At 47.9% G+C, this 17,087-nt stretch carries 20 protein-coding genes; 10 read left to right on the top strand and 10 right to left on the bottom strand.

The window, feature by feature from the left end:
- The first annotated feature begins 6 nt into the window (after positions 1-6).
- The 5 genes from SFSGTM_RS01080 to SFSGTM_RS01060 all read left to right on the top strand — a co-directional run bounded on the left by SFSGTM_RS01080 (position 7) and on the right by SFSGTM_RS01060 (position 3,557).
- Positions 7-627 (top strand): metallophosphoesterase family protein, encoded by a 621-nt coding sequence (locus tag SFSGTM_RS01080; RefSeq protein WP_162083539.1) that lies wholly within the window; start codon positions 7-9, stop codon positions 625-627.
- Entirely contained in the window at positions 624-1,121 is a 498-nt protein-coding gene (locus SFSGTM_RS01075; RefSeq protein WP_162083538.1) for a 3'-5' exoribonuclease domain-containing protein, read from the top strand. The genes SFSGTM_RS01080 and SFSGTM_RS01075 overlap by 4 nt, the downstream gene beginning before the upstream one ends.
- A gap of 118 nt (positions 1,122-1,239) precedes the next feature.
- On the top strand, positions 1,240-1,647 hold the full coding sequence (locus tag SFSGTM_RS01070; protein WP_162083537.1) for an HAD domain-containing protein: 408 nt from the start codon (positions 1,240-1,242) through the stop codon (positions 1,645-1,647).
- Between the two features lie 355 nt (positions 1,648-2,002).
- Entirely contained in the window at positions 2,003-3,274 is a 1,272-nt protein-coding gene (locus tag SFSGTM_RS01065; protein WP_162083536.1) for a type II toxin-antitoxin system HipA family toxin, read from the top strand.
- Positions 3,267-3,557 (top strand): helix-turn-helix domain-containing protein, encoded by a 291-nt coding sequence (locus tag SFSGTM_RS01060; protein WP_162083535.1) that lies wholly within the window; start codon positions 3,267-3,269, stop codon positions 3,555-3,557. Before SFSGTM_RS01065 ends, SFSGTM_RS01060 begins: the two co-directional genes overlap by 8 nt.
- 139 nt (positions 3,558-3,696) lie before the next feature.
- Here the strand turns inward: SFSGTM_RS01060 and SFSGTM_RS01055 are convergent, their stop codons facing one another.
- Entirely contained in the window at positions 3,697-3,963 is a 267-nt protein-coding gene (locus tag SFSGTM_RS01055) for an AbrB/MazE/SpoVT family DNA-binding domain-containing protein (RefSeq protein WP_162083534.1), read from the bottom strand.
- A 303-nt stretch (positions 3,964-4,266) separates the two neighbouring features.
- Between SFSGTM_RS01055 and rfbB the strand changes: the two genes are divergently transcribed.
- From rfbB to rfbD, 4 genes are read left to right on the top strand one after another with little or no spacing between them, the layout of a single operon-like run.
- Positions 4,267-5,331, top strand: a complete 1,065-nt coding sequence (gene rfbB, locus SFSGTM_RS01050; protein WP_162083533.1) for a dTDP-glucose 4,6-dehydratase — start codon at positions 4,267-4,269, stop codon at positions 5,329-5,331.
- Positions 5,328-6,212 (top strand): glucose-1-phosphate thymidylyltransferase RfbA, encoded by an 885-nt coding sequence (gene rfbA, locus SFSGTM_RS01045; RefSeq protein WP_162083532.1) that lies wholly within the window; start codon positions 5,328-5,330, stop codon positions 6,210-6,212. Before rfbB ends, rfbA begins: the two co-directional genes overlap by 4 nt.
- Before the next feature lie 2 nt (positions 6,213-6,214).
- Positions 6,215-6,757: a dTDP-4-dehydrorhamnose 3,5-epimerase gene (rfbC, locus tag SFSGTM_RS01040; protein ID WP_162083531.1), complete on the top strand. Its 543-nt coding sequence runs from the start codon at positions 6,215-6,217 to the stop codon at positions 6,755-6,757.
- Entirely contained in the window at positions 6,754-7,611 is an 858-nt protein-coding gene (gene rfbD, locus SFSGTM_RS01035; protein WP_162083530.1) for a dTDP-4-dehydrorhamnose reductase, read from the top strand. The genes rfbC and rfbD overlap by 4 nt, the downstream gene beginning before the upstream one ends.
- A 22-nt stretch (positions 7,612-7,633) precedes the next feature.
- Here the strand turns inward: rfbD and SFSGTM_RS01030 are convergent, their stop codons facing one another.
- The 5 genes from SFSGTM_RS01030 to SFSGTM_RS01010 form a co-directional block, all read right to left on the bottom strand.
- A complete protein-coding gene (locus tag SFSGTM_RS01030; RefSeq protein ID WP_162083529.1) occupies positions 7,634-8,062 on the bottom strand; it encodes a type II toxin-antitoxin system VapC family toxin in 429 nt (142 codons plus the stop codon).
- Positions 8,059-8,298 carry a FitA-like ribbon-helix-helix domain-containing protein gene (locus SFSGTM_RS01025; protein WP_162083528.1) on the bottom strand — a complete coding sequence of 80 codons (240 nt, stop codon included), beginning with the start codon at positions 8,296-8,298 and terminating at the stop codon, positions 8,059-8,061. The genes SFSGTM_RS01030 and SFSGTM_RS01025 overlap by 4 nt, the downstream gene beginning before the upstream one ends.
- 138 nt (positions 8,299-8,436) lie before the next feature.
- Positions 8,437-8,673 carry a type II toxin-antitoxin system Phd/YefM family antitoxin gene (locus SFSGTM_RS01020; RefSeq protein WP_162083527.1) on the bottom strand — a complete coding sequence of 79 codons (237 nt, stop codon included), beginning with the start codon at positions 8,671-8,673 and terminating at the stop codon, positions 8,437-8,439.
- Between the two features lie 90 nt (positions 8,674-8,763).
- Positions 8,764-9,129: a BrnA antitoxin family protein gene (locus tag SFSGTM_RS01015; protein WP_198420592.1), complete on the bottom strand. Its 366-nt coding sequence runs from the start codon at positions 9,127-9,129 to the stop codon at positions 8,764-8,766.
- The gene (locus SFSGTM_RS01010) at positions 9,089-9,400 is read right to left on the bottom strand and encodes a BrnT family toxin (protein ID WP_232526017.1); all 312 of its coding nucleotides are present in this window, start codon (positions 9,398-9,400) and stop codon (positions 9,089-9,091) included. The genes SFSGTM_RS01015 and SFSGTM_RS01010 overlap by 41 nt, the downstream gene beginning before the upstream one ends.
- 109 nt (positions 9,401-9,509) lie before the next feature.
- On the opposite strand from SFSGTM_RS01010, the gene SFSGTM_RS01005 reads away from it, so the two are divergent.
- Positions 9,510-12,017, top strand: a complete 2,508-nt coding sequence (locus SFSGTM_RS01005) for a tetratricopeptide repeat protein (RefSeq protein WP_162083526.1) — start codon at positions 9,510-9,512, stop codon at positions 12,015-12,017.
- Here the strand turns inward: SFSGTM_RS01005 and SFSGTM_RS01000 are convergent.
- The 4 genes from SFSGTM_RS01000 to SFSGTM_RS00985 form a co-directional block, all read right to left on the bottom strand.
- Positions 12,014-13,684: a hypothetical protein gene (locus SFSGTM_RS01000; RefSeq protein WP_162083525.1), complete on the bottom strand. Its 1,671-nt coding sequence runs from the start codon at positions 13,682-13,684 to the stop codon at positions 12,014-12,016. The genes SFSGTM_RS01005 and SFSGTM_RS01000 overlap by 4 nt on opposite strands.
- Positions 13,685-13,816: 132 nt before the next feature.
- The gene (locus tag SFSGTM_RS00995; protein ID WP_162083524.1) at positions 13,817-15,334 is read right to left on the bottom strand and encodes a glycosyltransferase; all 1,518 of its coding nucleotides are present in this window, start codon (positions 15,332-15,334) and stop codon (positions 13,817-13,819) included.
- Complete coding sequence (locus SFSGTM_RS00990) at positions 15,331-16,074, bottom strand: methyltransferase domain-containing protein (protein WP_162083523.1); 744 nt, start codon at positions 16,072-16,074, stop codon at positions 15,331-15,333. Before SFSGTM_RS00990 ends, SFSGTM_RS00995 begins: the two co-directional genes overlap by 4 nt.
- A gap of 147 nt (positions 16,075-16,221) precedes the next feature.
- On the bottom strand, positions 16,222-16,926 hold the full coding sequence (locus tag SFSGTM_RS00985; protein WP_162083522.1) for a WbqC family protein: 705 nt from the start codon (positions 16,924-16,926) through the stop codon (positions 16,222-16,224).
- Positions 16,927-17,087 lie beyond the last annotated feature (161 nt).

Raw genomic sequence — 17,087 nt, 5'->3', positions numbered from 1 at the left:
GAGATCATGAAATTTTTTACGAGTGATCAGCATTTCGGTCACGCCAATATCCTCAAATACGAGGATAGACGGGACGAATCAGGCAATAAATTTGCATCGATTGAGGCGATGGATGCGCATCTTGTCGATCGCTGGAACGCGACCGTGTCGGCTGACGACGCAGTGTATTGCATTGGTGACTTTGCGTTTAAATCGCAAATCCTGCGCGACATCCTGCCGTTTCTGAATGGCACTAAAATCCTGGTAACAGGTAATCATGATCCGTTTTTTAAGCGCGTCGTCAACGGCCAGATGGCTGAAGCCAAAGTGCTTGCGCTTGAGCTTGGATTTAGCGAGCTGCATTTTCAGCATGAGATTGAAATAGAGGGTATCGGCCTGGTTCAACTATCACATTTTCCTTATTTGCCGCCATCGCTCGAAGGGCTACAGGACTACGAGCTGCGATATATGAATATCAGACCGAAGATTGGTAAAGAAAGCCTGTTGCTGCATGGTCACGTGCATTCAGATTGGAAAATCCGTCAAGACAGCGGACAGCCGCGCATGCTGAATGTTGGTGTTGATGTGTGGGATATGAAACCCATCAGTGAAGCGGAAATTGTTGAATTTGTGATGGTGAATACATGAGCAAAAATATGATGCTGGTTTTCTTCGATACTGAATTTACAGAGCTTGGGCTTGATCCACGCCTGATCTCGATCGGCCTGGTCGGTGATGATGGTCATGAGTTTTATGCGGAGCTGTCGGACACCTACGAGATCGATGACTGTAATGATTTCGTGCGGGAAGCGGTTATCCCGCATCTGCAAGGTGGCGAGTCATTAATGACGATGGATACGCTCGTAACAAAGCTTAAAGCGTGGATAGAGGGCATTGGCCAGCCAGTGAGGCTAGTCACGGACTCAATCTCGTGGGATTGGCCGTGGATCCAAGAGATATTTTACGACCGTGATAACTGGCCGCAGAATCTTGACGGCAAGCCTTTATCCCTTGCGATGAGCAAAGAGTTTAACCAAGCGGTTGAAAGGCAGTTCAGACGAGGTTCGCGACGTCATCATGCATTGGATGATGCAAAAGCAAATCGGCTGGCATCGCTTGCTGCGGTTGGCAATATACGGTAACTATGGTCAAGATTGCCAATTGTCCAAGCGGTGATTGGACAATTAAGGCGGTTCGCAAAATACGGTAACTATAGCCAATTATAGTTGATTATAGTTTTGCTTTTTGAGGGTAGCGGCAATGATTATCTTCCTTGATTTTGATGGCGTAACGCACCCCTATCGTGGCGGTGCTGTGTTCAGTCGCGTTGAATATCTCTGGCAGATACTTCGTGCGATTGAAGCCAATGTCGTATTCACGACCAGCTGGCGCGACGATTATCCGTTTGATCAGCTAGTTGACTTTGCAACGGTAGGCGGTGGCGAGGATTTGGCGCATCGATTCATTGGTGCCACACCAAGCATTGAATACAGCGATCGCGGTGCGGAAGTGCAGGAATGGATAGACAGTGCTGGCTACGACGGAAAATGGCTAATATTGGATGATGCGCCGGAATTGTTTTCATCGCCTGAAGGACTTTACCTGATCAATGGAAAGTCCGGATTAACCGAGCAAGACGTTTTTAATGTTTTGAAAGTGGCTGAATAATGAGTGATCAGTGCATATGCTCATTCATTATCTAAACTTCGATCGGCGGTAGTTCACCCGTGAGCGCTTTATACTGACGACGCACCTTTTCCATAGCTCGCCGCTATATCTCTTTTTGAGCTTCGGTGGTCAGCGGATAATTTTCAGGAAAACTTGATTTGTGTGTCATGACCAAATTGAAGCTCAATAAATAGAAGTGGTGAAATGTCAGTAAATAAACGAGCAAGACGTTTTTTAAGCCGACGATTCTAGTCTTCCAGCTCTTTGAGCCTGTCCATCATGGATAATTCATAGTTTATGTATAAAAGTATATAAATAATTGACATGGAGTATTGCATTTTATATACTTTTTAACATGAAAAGCACAATTGAAATTTACGTTGATGGTATATGGCACGAAGCCGCTCTGATTGAATCGGGCGGGCGCGATCGTTGCACATTCGAATACTTGCCTGAGTACGTTTTCGGGGATGTTTGTCAGCCCGTATCGTTAACACTCCCTGTATCGCTGGAAACGCGACAGCCCATGGGCGTATGCCCTTCATTTTTGCTGGATATGGTGCCCCAGGGCAATGGTCGTCGGTTTCTAATACAACAGCTAGGGCTGATCGATTCAGATGATCTGATCCTGCCACTTATACAGCATGGGGCTTTCAATCCTGTCGGTCGACTTCGGCTCGATACTGCTGTGACATACGCAAATAATGTTGAAGAGAATGACAGTTCTTTGCAACGCGGTTTCACGCTGAATGAGATTGTGGGCCGCAAAGATGATTTCATAGAAAACTTATCTAGGCATGGCATGCTAGGGGCGGGAACAACGGGCCTACAAGGCGCATCCGCAAAATTCATGTTGGTTAAAAACCATGAAGACTTGTGGTTCATCGACGCTTACGCAAAAGAATCTGATATCGCATCCCACTGGCTCTTAAAATTGCCGCGGGGCAAGCATGAAACGGATCTGGCGATTCTCAAGAACGAAGCGGCATACATGAAAGTTGCCCGTGCGTGCGGGTTGAGATCGCACGGCGAGACTTTTCACAAAGATGGAATGCTGTTTGTGCCAAGGTTTGACCGGACGACAGAGAATGGGGTGGTAACGCGATTGCACCAGGAAAGCCTTGCGTCGCTCGCTGGGCATCATTCGTTTGGTATTCGCCCCAACCATTATGATCTGGTCAGCGCCTTCTTGCCTTTTGTGACTGATCCTGTGAATGAGGTTATTGAGTATATCAAACGTGATTTATTGAACCTGGCTATCCTTAATACAGACAATCATGCTCGCAACACAGCTATTCAACAATTAGCAAACGGCACAGTACAGTTAACCCCTGTGTTCGACATCGCGCCGATGTTCATGGATAGAGATATGATGGCTAGAGCCAGTAGATGGCTCGACAAAAGTGGGAAGGTCATCAATAACTTTGTCGATGTAATTGAAGCATTGCCGTTAAAAAACGAAGAAAAAAATACTGTTATGCTTGCTATCAAATCTTTTACTAAGGTGATTGAAAATTTACCGCTGACGATGGCCGAGTGCGAAGTCGATGCGGATATTATTAAGCAATGTGCGCGATCAATAATTCAGGTTTGTGAGAACATTGAACAAGGCTACGACAATGGATAAACGACTAAAACCCAGCGACAGGGAATTCGAAAGAAAATTAGTGGATGATTTCTTCCAAAACTTTACGGAAGGTCAATTTAACATACGTGATGCAACTAAAGCGATGCGCCGCATCAGTCGTTTGACTCAACCCGAGTTTGCCAAACATCGTGGGATTTCACTTGCGACGTTACGGAAAATAGAAACCGGAAACGGGTCTGTTAATGTTGAAACCCTCAACAAAATAGGCGATATTTTTGGCCTCGAGGTTGGCTTTGTAAAGAAAGTCAAAAAGAAAACCTAAATTTTGCAAGTAACGTATGGGTTCGTCACTGCGGTGAAGAACGGGTGGTAAACTTTGAGCGATTATGGTGAGTGTTATGCTGCGAGTAAGTATGGACGTTATAAAACACGTCGCCCTTGTATGCGTGACAGCGCAGCACTTATCTTGTCCATGAGTTATGGATTTTTTTAAGCGTAGCATCGACTTCTTCAACACTGCTACCCCAAAGCCCTTTGCCTGTGCCTGCAAATGACATAATGTCACGCTTAGCAACATGTCTTTTTTTGGGGATAAGCATCAAAACACCGTTTGCCAATGTTGCTTCTATTGTGTCATTAGTTGAAACATGGTTTTTTCTGCTCCATTCTTGCAGCAATTCTGCTGGAATGGTCACCTGACCTTTTTCTCGCAATTTCACTTGTGACATATCAACCCCTCAATAAGCAGGAAATAAGAATTAAATTCCTACTTTGTATTTTGAGCATATTTTTCATTAATGCAAATATGCTTGCAATCGTTAGGTACACTAATTGGAGCAATCAACACCAGACAATTAGCTCAAATCAATAACGATATATTTTTCTTCCCATCTCGTAAGACAAAAAGCAATATGTTTAGTATTATTGCAACATTAGTATTTTATAATAAACGCAAGAACAAACTTGTCCATTTGGCATGCAGATTGCTTATATTGTAGCAACACCCTGTTCATCTTAAAGAGAGCTCACTTATGATCTTAGTCACAGGCGGCGCAGGCTTTATCGGCGCGAATTTTGTTTTAGATTGGTTGGCACAGTCGGATGAGACTGTTATCAATCTGGATAAATTGACTTATGCGGGCAATATGGAGAACCTGGCGTCTATAGCTGATGATCCCCGCCATATTTTTGTGCAGGGTGATATCGGTGACAGCGCATTGATGACACAGTTATTGCAAACACATCAGCCTCGTGCTGTGATTAACTTTGCGGCTGAGAGCCATGTAGACCGCTCTATTCTGGGACCTGAAGATTTTATTCAGACCAACGTGGTCGGCACTTTCCACCTGCTGGAGTCAGTGCGCGCTTACTGGACGGCAATGGACGAATCGGCTAAATCCGCATTTCGTTTTTTACATGTTTCAACTGACGAAGTTTACGGTTCGCTCGGCCCTGATGATGCACCATTTACTGAAACTACGCCTTATGCGCCGAACAGCCCGTACTCTGCTTCCAAAGCCGCTTCTGACCATCTGGTACGCGCTTATCATCACACTTACGGCTTGCCTGTACTGACCACCAATTGCTCTAACAATTACGGCCCGCTGCAGTTCCCAGAAAAACTCATCCCGCTGGTGATGATGAATGCGGTTGCTGGCAAGGCGCTGCCTATTTATGGCGATGGCTTGAACGTGCGCGACTGGCTGTATGTAGGCGACCATTGCAGCGCAATCCGCACCGTGCTGGCGCATGGCAAGCTAGGAGAAGTCTATAACGTCGGTGGCTGGAACGAGAAAGCCAATATCGATGTTGTAAAAACCATCTGCACCATGTTGGATGACCTGCACGCAGGCTCTCCAGTTACACCGCATGCTGATTTGATCACCTATGTGAAAGACCGCGCCGGCCACGACCGCCGCTACGCCATCGACGCCACCAAGTTACAGCGCGAACTGGGCTGGATGCCGAGCGAGACATTTGAGACTGGCATACGCAAAACTGTCGCCTGGTATTTGGCGAATCAGACATGGGTAGCCAATATCGCCAGCGGTGAATATCGCCACTGGGTAGAAAAACAATATGGGAGCAAAGCATGAGCGCACGTAAAGGCATAATTCTGGCAGGCGGCTCGGGAACGCGCTTATATCCAGTGACGCAAGCGGTATCCAAACAGCTACTACCAGTTTACGACAAGCCGATGATTTACTATCCGCTGTCTACACTGATGCTGGCCGGGATACGCGACATCCTGATTATTTCCACCCCACAAGACACACCGCGCTTTGAACAGCTGCTGGGCGATGGCTCACAATGGGGTTTGAACATTTGCTATAAGGTGCAACCGTCACCCGATGGCCTGGCGCAAGCATTTATCATCGGTGCGGATTTCATCGGCAAAGATAATAGCGCGCTGGTGCTGGGCGACAACATCTTTTACGGTCATGAATTCGCCCACGATTTACGCACTGCAGCGGCCAAGCCAGACGGCGCATCGGTATTCGCCTACCCTGTGCATGATCCTGAACGCTACGGCGTGGTCGAGTTCGACGAAGCAGGTCACGCTATCAGTCTGGAAGAAAAACCACTCAAGCCTAAATCGCGCTATGCGGTGACAGGTCTGTATTTCTACGACAATCAGGTGATCGACATCGCCCGCAATCTCAAGCCTTCACCACGCGGCGAGCTGGAGATTACCGACGTCAACCGGCATTATCTGGAAATGGGCCAGCTGCAAGTTGAGGTGATGGGACGAGGTCATGCCTGGCTGGATACGGGTACGCATGAATCCTTGCTGGAAGCTTCTACATTTATTCAGACCATAGAAAAACGTCAGGGCTTGAAAGTTTCGTGTCTGGAAGAGATTGCTTATCGCCAGGGCTATATTGATGCAGCTCAAGTTGAGAAGCTGGCGCAGCCATTGAAGAAAAATGCATATGGGCAGTATTTGTTATCCATGTTAAATGAGCGTTTATTTTAATCATGAATATTATCCCGACTGAGATCCCTGACGTGCTCATCATCGAGCCCAAAGTTTTTGGTGACGAGCGTGGTTTTTTCTATGAAAGCTATAACCGCAAGGTCATGACTGCAGCGGGTATCCCTGATGACTTTGTACAGGACAACCATTCGCGTTCGGCACGTGGCGTGTTGCGCGGCTTGCATTATCAGACCCAGCATACGCAAGGCAAACTGGTGCGGGTGATTAGCGGCAGCGTGTATGACGTCGCTGTCGATTTGCGCAAATCGTCGCCTACGTTTGGCAAGTGGGTCGGGGTAGAGCTTTCCGCCGAGAACAAACGTATGGCGTGGATACCGCCCGGCTTTGCCCATGGCTTTGTGGTCACGTCAGATAATGCAGAATTCCTCTACAAAACCACCGATTACTGGGCACCTGAATTTGAACGCAGCCTGCTGTGGAATGACCCTGCACTGGGCATTACCTGGCCGCTGACAGGCGAGCCTACGATTGCTGCGAAAGATGCCGCTGGTTTGCCATTTTCTCAGTGTGAGGTTTTCCCATGAAAATCTTGCTCACGGGAGTGAACGGTCAAGTCGGCTGGGAACTGCGCCGCACGCTGGCAACATTGGGCGAGGTGATCGCCCCTACCCGTGCGCAACTGGATTTAACCGACGTTGCCGCGCTGCGTGAATTTATCCACACCACACGCCCTGATGTGATCGTCAACCCGGCTGCCCATACGGCGGTGGACAAAGCTGAATCTGAGCCTGAACTCGCCCATGCGATCAACACCGTTGCCCCTGCGGTAATGGCAGAAGCCGCCGCCAAGCTGGGTGCGGCGATGATGCATTACTCGACTGATTATGTGTTTGATGGCAGCAAGACTGGCGCTTATGTGGAAGCAGATATCACCAACCCGCTAGGCGTGTATGGCAAAACCAAGCTGGCTGGCGAGCAGGCGATTATCGCCTCAGGTATTCCGCATGTGATTTTGCGTACCAGCTGGGTGTACAGCCTGCGTGGTGGCAATTTCCTGCTGACCATGCAACGCTTGTTCCGCGAACGCGACACGTTGAATGTAGTAAACGACCAATACGGCGCACCAACCTGGTCACGCATGATCTCCGAAGCCAGCGCCCAAATCCTCGCGCAACGTCCATTCCTGGATCACAACGGCATTTACCATCTGACCAGTGCAGGCAACATCAGCTGGTATGATTTTGCCCAGGCGATATTAGCCCGTACCGAACTCGCCGATGGCAAACAAGTCAGCATCAACCCCATCCCCGCCAGCCAGTACCCCACCCCGGCGACCCGTCCGGTAAATTCAGTGCTGTCAGGTGAAAAGGTACAACAGGCTTTTGGCATTGTGATGCCAGATTGGGAAGTGGCGCTGGAGAGTTGCTTGGGTCGTTAAAGTCACATCAAGCGCATGGGCATCAATGTGCCTGCCACGTCCAAGGGTTGATGACAGTCAAGCCGGCAGCTTCAAAAGGCGACGTGTCGCGCGTAGCTACCGCTAAACCATGCGTCGCCGCGATGGCCGCAATATAGCCATCTGCGGGCGCAATGGCCAACCCAGCTGCACGCGCGCTTGAGCGTAGCGTTGCATAGGATTGCGATGCAGGATCATCAAACGATAGGATGCGCCCCACAAACAACGGTAAAACACGCTGCTCAAGACTGAAATGTAGCGTATCGCGGCGTTTTCCCTCTGGTAACGCCGCGATCCCAAAGCGAAGTTCCGCAAGACTGATAGTCGAGAGGTACAACGTTTCGATGATCTGTGCGTCTATCCAGGCAAGTACGTTCGCGTTGCCTGCCGCTTTCAATGGTTCAGAAATGATGTTGGTATCGAGCAGGATCATTCAAAGCTCATTGGTTCGGACGGAGTTTTATCGCGTTCAATCTCAAGATCGATGCCGCCCACTTCACGGCCAATCTCGGCTAGCAGGGTGCCGAGCTTAATCCGACTCTCAGGTCGAACAGCACATTCGAGGATCGCCCGAATTTCAGCTTCAGTGCTGCGGCCATGCGTAGCAGCACGCACACGCAGCGCACGGTGCGTTTCATCAGGTAAGTTGCGGACGGTGACAGATGCCATTGCTTTCACTCCTTCAATTTAACATCAATGATTGCATTATAGCTCAATTGATATCATTTGTGCCTTATCCCAAAACAAGCAGTTTCGACAGATATAGGCAAACCTAAAATAGGTGAGTATCCAGTAATACTCTCGTTATCACTCTTCAAAATCAGCTCTAATTTTTTCTGACAATGGTGCATCGAAATCATCAGCAATGATAATTGCCCCCTTCATAGAACCTGGGCGACTAACAAAACTACCTTTTGTAGGTAACGAAACGAGTAATGCGGAAGGCTTTCCTGCTTTTACGATGACAATTTCTTCGCCCTGCAACACAGCTTCAACCAGTTTAGAAAGTTGCGATTTGGCATCGTGAATATTGATTGTTTGCATAATCACCCAGACAGAGAACTTGGTCTGACTTAGACTAGTCCCCCATCATGCAAAATTCAATTAACTGTCATTCCCATTTATCGATTATCCTCAAACAGAATGCAACTCCTCCTTAATCACTCGACGTATGGTTTCTTCGATAGTCTTGCGCTGCATAGCCTCACGTAGGGCAGCATTGATAAGCGACTGATATCCACGACCACCTGCACTAGATTTAAACCAAGCCACCACATCAGGATCAATTGCGATACTTATTTTCTGCTTTTTCATACTTGCCGAAAACGCGTTGATTCCCTCATTTTTACTTACAGCTTTCCCGTCCACATGCCATACGAGATCTGGACGAGCAAAGTCCTCTGCCGTCAATTCTGGTATTTCATCAAATTCGTCTGGCTCAATATTATGAGCATCCAATTTACCCAAGCTGCTCTTGATATCGTGTGATTTCGCGTTCATTCGCTTTCCTCATCGAAAAAATGTGGCGCTTCTCACCACGTTGCACATAACCGATTGCCACCATTCGGCCTGCCAGCAAACCAAAACAAATTAACCGACACTCACCGTAATGTTGCCGAACATCCTCAAACTCAAACGTGGGACCAGCAAATACAATCGCCGCATCAGAAAAATCGATACCACGATCATTAATCGTCTTCTGACGTTTTGCTTCATCCCAAGTCAAGGTAAAAGTCGATCTCATAGAATGATTATATAGATAATTATCCATATATCAAGAAGCGTATTAAACAAATCACACAGAAAGTCATGGCCTTCAGCATAAGCATTCGTCTGCTACGATTGCCATTTTTTTGACATACCTCTGCTAAACTAGCACCATGAACCCACCATTCCCATCCTCCACCCCGGTAGCACTAGCGCAAGCGTTACAACAGGCTATCGCCCAGCATCAGGCTGGACTGCTGGACGAGGCTGAATTACTTTACCGCGACATCCTGCAACAACAGCCACAGCACCCTGTGGCCAATCATCACCTGGGCATATTATGTGTGCAGAAGAACCAGCCCATAGTCGGCCTGCCTTATTTCATGGCTGCATTGGAGGCCGATCCCACACAAAACACTTACTGGCTGGGCTATATTGAAGCGTTGATGCTGGCGAATCAGCTTGATGCCGCACGCGAAGTGCTCACCATCGCCCGCCAGCAGGGTTTGCAGGGTGCTGAGTTTGATAATCTGGCAGCGCGATTGACACCCAAGACGGTATCGCCCACCCCAGCACAGCCACAGAACAAACCAACAGCCAAGACTAGTCGCGAAGGGCTAACCAATGCCATCATCGACCTGTTTTCGCAGGGGCAATACGACGAAGTCGTCAAACAGGGATTAGCCATGACCACGCGTTACCCACGCGAGGGGTTTGGCTGGAAAGCACTGGGCTCGGCACTACAGGCGCTAGGACGAAATACCGAAGCACTTGCCGCCTTACAAAAAGCAGCCAAACTTGCGCCTCAAGATGCTTATGCCCATAGCAATCTGGCCAATGTTCTCAACGACCTGGGGCGCTATGCGGATGCTGAACGCAGTCTGCGCCGTGCGCTCGCTATCGACCCGAATTTTGCGGAGGCTTACAGCAATCTGGGCAGTACGTTACAGGACATGGGGCGTTTGAATGAAGCAGTAGCCAGCTATCAGCGCGCGATTGCCATCAAACCTGATCTGGCTGAGGCGCATTACAATCTGGGTAATCTGTTCCGCACGTTAGGACAACATCAGGATGCCATAGCCGCGTATCGACTAGCCCTCGCCATTCAACCTGAGTATGCGCAAGCGCATAGTAATTTGGGCATTACCTTACATGAGTCAGGACTATCAGCTGTGGCCGAAACCGAAGTCAGGCGCGCACTACAAATACAGCCCAATCTGGTACAGGCGCACAGTAATCTGGGTAATATCCTGCAAGACTCAGGCCGCTTAATTGAAGCCGAAAACTGTTATCAACATGCTCTGCAACTCAATCCCAACATTGCAGAAATTCACAACAATCTGGGCAATACGTTACAGGCTATGGGCAGGCTGGCTGAGGCCGCAACAAGTTATCGCAACGCGTTAGCGCTCAACCCGGATTACACCGTCGCCCACAGCAATCTGTTGTTCATGCTCAATTACGACCCGCTGAGCACGCCCGCGCAAAATTTCGAGGAAGCACTGCGATATGGTCAAAATGTTACACGACTGCCAAAGCACACTTACGCCACTTGGCAATGTGACCCACTGGCTGTCAGATTGCGCATCGGTTTCGTCTCTGGTGACTTTAACAACCACCCTGTCGGCTATTTTCTGGAAAGCCTGATTACGCAACTCGACCCCGCTGCCTTTGAATTAATCGCCTACCCAACCAACCATCGCGCAGATGAACTCACCAACCGCATTCAGCCTTACTTCCACGCATGGCGGCCATTATCCGGTCTGAATGATGAAGCAGCGGCCAAACTGATACACGATGACGGCATCCATATCCTTATCGATCTGGCTGGTCACACCCGCTATAACAGACTGCCCATATTCGCGTGGAAACCGGCACCGGTGCAAGTCAGCTGGCTAGGTTATTTTGCGACCACGGGTATGAATGAGATGGACTATCTGGTTGCCGATGCATGGACACTGCCGGAGAGCGAAACCAGCTATTTCACCGAAAGCATCTGGCGATTACCGGAAACGCGGCTGTGCTTTGCTCCGCCGAACATCGACCTGACCGTCGCACCTTTGCCTGCACTCAGCAATGCCCATATCACCTTCGGTTGCTTTAACAATCTGACCAAAATGAACGACGATGTCGTGGCACTCTGGGCGCAGATACTGACCGCCCTGCCCGACAGCAAACTATTCCTCAAAACCAAGCAATTCAACGACCCCAGCCAGCGCCAGTTAACGCTGGATCGCTATGCACAACACGGCATAGCCGAGCAACGCCTTATACTAGAAGGCCATGACGACAGAGCCACCTACTTGCGCGCTTACGAACGCGTAGACATTGCACTAGACCCGTTCCCTTACCCTGGCGGCACCACGACTGTGGAAGGATTATGGATGGGAGTGCCAGTGCTCACTCTGGCTGCAAGCAGCTTTTTATCGAGGCAAGGTGCCGGTATTTTGATGAATGCGGGACTAACGGAATGGGTAGCTGAAAGTGCGGAAGACTACGTGAAGCGAGCGATAGCGCATACCAGCGACTTGCCGGCACTCAGCCTGCTCCGCCTGAATCTACGGCAAAAACTATCAACGTCACCTATGATGGACGGTCAAAAATTCGCAGTTAATTTTGGTAGCTGCCTAATTGAAATATGGCAAACGACTCAGAACAGCAACGATGCATCAAACGACTAATTACATTTAGCCTTTAATTTTGCGGCACGTTGAGTGATTTCAACGAAACGATCTATCTGCCACCAGGCATCTTTGACCACAACATCTTCATGCACTTCACGATACTTATGTACGTTCGCAGTCGCCAGCGCAATTGATTCAGGACTGTCATCCATCACCACACCAATGTCGCCTGTATAAACATAATTTGCCATATTGTTACGCCAGTAATCCGTCTCAATAACCGACACCGGGCAGCCGCAAAGCAAGGCTTCTTCTATCAGTGAAGTCGATTCATAAACATAAAGCAACTTCGAACGCCGTAATATCGCGGCAATTTCAGCATGAGTTAACACCTGATCCTTGCACAGGCTAATCGCGCCCTGTACTTGTTCGGTTAGCTGACCGCCGTTATACAAATACTTATGCGCGTAATAGCACACCAAATCACGCGCATCATCATAAGGATTATCGTCGTTATTGAATATGGCAGTATTGCCAGTGGGGATATGCAATATTTCGCCACGAACATCCTGTGTCAAATGCTGATCATCATAAGCAAAGATAATATCTTCCGCTGCAAACGTAGTATCCCCACCAATGTGCCCAGCCTGATTCAACAACCAGCGCACCACCACGCCGCCCACCGCCATCGGATCGCCCGACACGATCTCCGGGTAAACCATAATCGGCTTTCTGCCAGCCACGTAATGCTGCATTAGCACTGCCTCGGTAAGCACAGGGGTGCGTAATTGCGGTGACACATTCTCACAGGTGATATAGGCTTCCTGCCCACTTTCATTGAGCGCATGACAAAGATAATGCAGGGCACGGATACCCGCAGACTGCTGCATGAAATCCAGTCCATAGATGTAATAAGGACTATTGGTCGTCTGAAATAAATTACGTCGAGCTAACTCAATACCAAACGACGTATAAATATGCCGCAAATCACGTTGAAAGTATAACCAGGCACCGCACAGCCGATCATGCTCCAAGAATTTTTGCAAAGCACGCGAGTCATAAAATATCCGGCTCCATGAAATATCATTCTCTGGCGCATCGGCAACCGAAAAAATCACCAGCTTGTCATAATCCACACAGGCATGCTCATGATTAACTGCTATCTGCTGACCGCCCAATTCATGAAAATCATGTTCATCAATTAACCTATAGTCTATCTTTTTTACTTTCAACCATGCGGTAAACGCCCTGGCCAGAATCGACATGGCTAAATGATAATTTGGCATCACTTCACCAGGAAACCCGCTTTGCATAAGCATGGATAAGAACTTGCCACTTACATTTGCGAATGCATTTTTTGGCAACACCATAAAGTTCGTCGATAACAACGTATCAGCCGATTCTGGTGCAGCGCCAAAATATGACGGCACAATGGCGACGTTATCCTTGTATGCAGTTTCAACCAGCCGAGCAATATCATTTACCACCAGAATATTTGGAGGCGCGAAAATTATCACATCCTCGGTATAACTTCCATCAAGCAGGCTCATAGGCCAGAAATACTGATATGTCTCAGCCGTCTCCTGCGTTACCTGCATGATATCTATTGGATATTCCGACACCAGCTCATTAAGAAAATTGCTATAACCCAAGTCTCGCGGAACAACGATACCAAACCGCATATTCTTATAATACTCACCCGCATTAATTCGCCACGCCGCCATAAAATACCTGAGCGCCATATAGTACGAAGGATGATGCACAAAAAATGTAATAACGCGGATATTGATATTCAAGATATTAGCCTTAACAAAACAAGTGTTCGTTCAACAATATAACGACATTCATCACAAATTTTACATATGACCATGAAAATGCATGGCTTGGCGTATGCCATCCTCGATGTCACTTACCATGTAAGTTGGCTTGTTTTGCCGTGATGCCAGGCGTATCGACGTTATGCTGGCAATTTGATAGAACTCGACATCCATTGCCAGACGCAGTGCATATGCAACAAATTCATCCGGCGATTGTGCAAGCAATTCGGGATCGCGCTGATCTCGCAGCAACTCATCCCACTCCCCTGCCAGTAACGACACGACAGGGACACCATATGCCATGAATTCGCGACACACCAGACCTCCAATAAACGGAAACGTATCCAGGAAAATATCAATCAAATGTTGATGCGCTTTTAGATCAACCATTTCGTTAATTAAACTGACTCTGTCGGCATAATCTGGATTTTTGAGTAAACGCTGTACCAGCACCGGATTACCTGCACCGACTATAAGCAAAGTGGCATCAGGCAACTGTGTCAGAAGTGATTCGGCAGCCGATAGCCAAGCGTTGGTGATTTTAGTAAGCCGTGCAAACACGCCGAAACGTATGCAGTCTCCAGATTGCGTGCGGACTTGCGCTGGCGACATACCGGCATCTATGTCCAATGCTGTATCGCATAATGCGACGCGCATGGTACTCCAGCGATTGCTCGGCAGTTCAAATCCATGCTGATACACTTTGCCAGGTAACAACACCCAGTCGATTTCCGGCAGATTCCAGTGCGGATAACCTGGATCGAGATAGATCTGTAATGGCGCGACCCGGTGGATAAATAACCAGCTGGCGATAGGTGAAGGGACATCGGAAATGAGCACATCCGGGGCATCTGCCAGTATCGTCAGCCGTAATTCGTCCAGTCTGGCAAACGCCAGTTCCTGAGGTATGACGCGAACAGTAATACCACGCTGTGTCAGTACGTCTATGTAGGTTTGATCTTGCCACTGCACACAGTAGCAAATGATTTCCGCCTCTCCATAGGCCGCATGACTAAGGAGTATATCTCGTATGAATGGGCCCAACGGATTGGCTAGCGATTTGTCCGAGTTCGTATAGGCATAATGACTGAAATAAATAATTTTCAGTGTTTTTCCAGCCTGAATAGGCTTTTTCTCACCTATTGGCGTAGTTGTACGTGCACGTACATAATTTCTAAATGGCTGTATGGCGTATCTGTCATAACCGCGCATATCAAACAGACTGGCAGCATCACCCCAATTCAATCCCATTATCGATTCGGTCATGACGCAGGCATCAGCCAATGTCAGTTCAGCATCTTCATACAAACGCACGGAATGAAACTGCACCAAGCTGCGTACCACTCCCAATTCAGGTAAATAGCGTGTAACTACTGTCTGGAAACAATGGAGTATCCAAGCAATCTGTTGTGAGGGCGATAACTCGGGGAAAAAACGAGAGGACAGCACATGCACCATGGCATCACCCAGTTCATCTGGGTCTGGATGTGTAGCCGATAATACACTACTCGGTATAGCATTGAGTTCAATGGAGCCTATTTCCCCCAGGTTGATCATTCTTTCACTCCATCCACCCATTGATGCTGTCTCGCATACATTCCTTGCTGTGGGCATAAATCACCTGTGGTACCCGCCACTTTAGTCGCCACGCTCACAGTGCCATAGAGCTTATTATCCATCTTGCCATAACTGACACTATCAAACATACCCGGCTCATAATCAGCATAAAAACAAGGCTCATCATTCTGATTGGAAGTAAACTGCATTATCTGGATAGACTCAACCTGCCATTTATTAACGGCAAACCAATCTGCAAACAAGGTGGGTTGCAACATGTAAAACCCGTGATCAAAAAAATTACCCGAAGGGGCACTCGACACAAAGCGACCACCTGTTTTCAGCATTCTGAACACGCTATTAAGCGCATTCGGATAATGAAACACATGCTCCAATGTGCCATGATCAATAATCACATCATATTGTTCCATCAGCGCTTCGGGTAGGTCTGCCAGGTTCAAGTCAAAGAGTATATCTGCCCCGTCAAAACCGCTGTAATCCAGTACGGATATTTTGGAGAACCCTAGCATTCCAAATAAGGTATGCCCATGCGGGCATCCCTGTTGAGCAAATGTTGGTATATGAGACGGTCTGTATGGAATAGCCTCATCCAATGGCACGCCCGCGTGCACCGCCATACTTTTCAGCTGTGCCATATTAAAATAAACATCGCCCTGCCCTAACAATAACAAGCTACCGCCAAATGGACGACGCTTACATTCCTTTAACAAAGGAATCATGTTTCCTCGTATAAAGCCCATGTTCAACCTTTTCAGTATAGTTTTTGGATCAACTTCTATGCTAATGGCACTATCTCAAAGTTCAGCCCATTTTGCGCATACACTACTTGCACATGACGCTTCCCGCCAATGCGTGCAGCTACCCTCTCAAGCAACCACGATGCTATTCGCAGACCGACTCGCTATCCGGTTTTTTGCATCTGCCCCGCAATTAGCAATCAAATCTAATATCGTCAATGCGTTATCAAACGCACCCCATAGCTGCGGATAAGGCTCATAATCATAAGATTTGTATTCTAAGCGTATACCTGCCTGATAAAACAACTGTTTCTCCAGGTAATTATCCGCACTGGGGCCAGAAAGATAAGTTGTTGCACCCAATGCCTGCAACAAATTAATTAAACGTGGCGTCTTTACACCCTGCACGTTTAATTCACTGGATAATAGCAAAGGGGTATCAATGTCGAGATAGTCGCAAATCACCTTAATCAATCGAATATTCAACTGACTAATAGTCAGATCCTCGTGCCTACCCATCGCCCCCAACAGGTTGATCACATCGTCAAAGTAGGGCGCGTTAGCATAACTTGCTAGCCATTGTTGCATGTGAATTTTGCGCCAGTCTTGCGTGTCATCAATCACCGTATCGCATATCAATTTCGAGAGTCTCTCATAACAAACTGGCACGGTTAACCATTTTGAACCCTGTTCAGTCTTAATCCGATTACGATTACGCCAATCACCCTTGGTGTATTGAATATCATCATAAAACACGAATATATCTACACTGTTGATAAAGTCGAAATATCCCCGCCATGGGATAAAGCTGGACTGAATTATGCCAACCCTCACCAATCAACCTCAATGCTATCTACAGGATGACTATGCCATGGAAACTGGACGATTCGCGAACGTTTGCCAGAATGCTGCCGGAAGTATTCGTCCACGACCTTGGTCTCGCCGCCGAACGTATCAACCGCACATTCATCACTCTGAAAAATATTCGTGGACTT

The sequence above is a fragment of the Sulfuriferula nivalis genome (assembly GCF_009937995.1).
Classification (GTDB): Bacteria; Pseudomonadota; Gammaproteobacteria; order Burkholderiales; family Sulfuriferulaceae; genus Sulfuriferula; species Sulfuriferula nivalis.
This window is presented reverse-complemented; position numbering and strand designations above follow the sequence as displayed.

Coding starts and splice junctions, on each gene's coding strand:
- SFSGTM_RS01055 (WP_162083534.1), bottom strand. CDS start 3,963: ATGTCACAAGTGAAATTGCGAGAAAAAGGTCAGGTGACCATTCCAGCA.
- SFSGTM_RS01065 (WP_162083536.1), top strand. CDS start 2,003: ATGAAAAGCACAATTGAAATTTACGTTGATGGTATATGGCACGAAGCC.
- SFSGTM_RS01060 (WP_162083535.1), top strand. CDS start 3,267: ATGGATAAACGACTAAAACCCAGCGACAGGGAATTCGAAAGAAAATTA.
- SFSGTM_RS01070 (WP_162083537.1), top strand. CDS start 1,240: ATGATTATCTTCCTTGATTTTGATGGCGTAACGCACCCCTATCGTGGC.
- SFSGTM_RS01000 (WP_162083525.1), bottom strand. CDS start 13,684: ATGGCGGCGTGGCGAATTAATGCGGGTGAGTATTATAAGAATATGCGG.
- rfbA (WP_162083532.1), top strand. CDS start 5,328: ATGAGCGCACGTAAAGGCATAATTCTGGCAGGCGGCTCGGGAACGCGC.
- SFSGTM_RS01010 (WP_232526017.1), bottom strand. CDS start 9,400: ATGGATAATTATCTATATAATCATTCTATGAGATCGACTTTTACCTTG.
- SFSGTM_RS01005 (WP_162083526.1), top strand. CDS start 9,510: ATGAACCCACCATTCCCATCCTCCACCCCGGTAGCACTAGCGCAAGCG.
- SFSGTM_RS00990 (WP_162083523.1), bottom strand. CDS start 16,074: ATGATTCCTTTGTTAAAGGAATGTAAGCGTCGTCCATTTGGCGGTAGC.
- SFSGTM_RS01025 (WP_162083528.1), bottom strand. CDS start 8,298: ATGGCATCTGTCACCGTCCGCAACTTACCTGATGAAACGCACCGTGCG.
- rfbC (WP_162083531.1), top strand. CDS start 6,215: ATGAATATTATCCCGACTGAGATCCCTGACGTGCTCATCATCGAGCCC.
- rfbB (WP_162083533.1), top strand. CDS start 4,267: ATGATCTTAGTCACAGGCGGCGCAGGCTTTATCGGCGCGAATTTTGTT.
- rfbD (WP_162083530.1), top strand. CDS start 6,754: ATGAAAATCTTGCTCACGGGAGTGAACGGTCAAGTCGGCTGGGAACTG.
- SFSGTM_RS01075 (WP_162083538.1), top strand. CDS start 624: ATGAGCAAAAATATGATGCTGGTTTTCTTCGATACTGAATTTACAGAG.
- SFSGTM_RS01015 (WP_198420592.1), bottom strand. CDS start 9,129: ATGAACGCGAAATCACACGATATCAAGAGCAGCTTGGGTAAATTGGAT.
- SFSGTM_RS00995 (WP_162083524.1), bottom strand. CDS start 15,334: ATGATCAACCTGGGGGAAATAGGCTCCATTGAACTCAATGCTATACCG.
- SFSGTM_RS01080 (WP_162083539.1), top strand. CDS start 7: ATGAAATTTTTTACGAGTGATCAGCATTTCGGTCACGCCAATATCCTC.
- SFSGTM_RS01020 (WP_162083527.1), bottom strand. CDS start 8,673: ATGCAAACAATCAATATTCACGATGCCAAATCGCAACTTTCTAAACTG.
- SFSGTM_RS01030 (WP_162083529.1), bottom strand. CDS start 8,062: ATGATCCTGCTCGATACCAACATCATTTCTGAACCATTGAAAGCGGCA.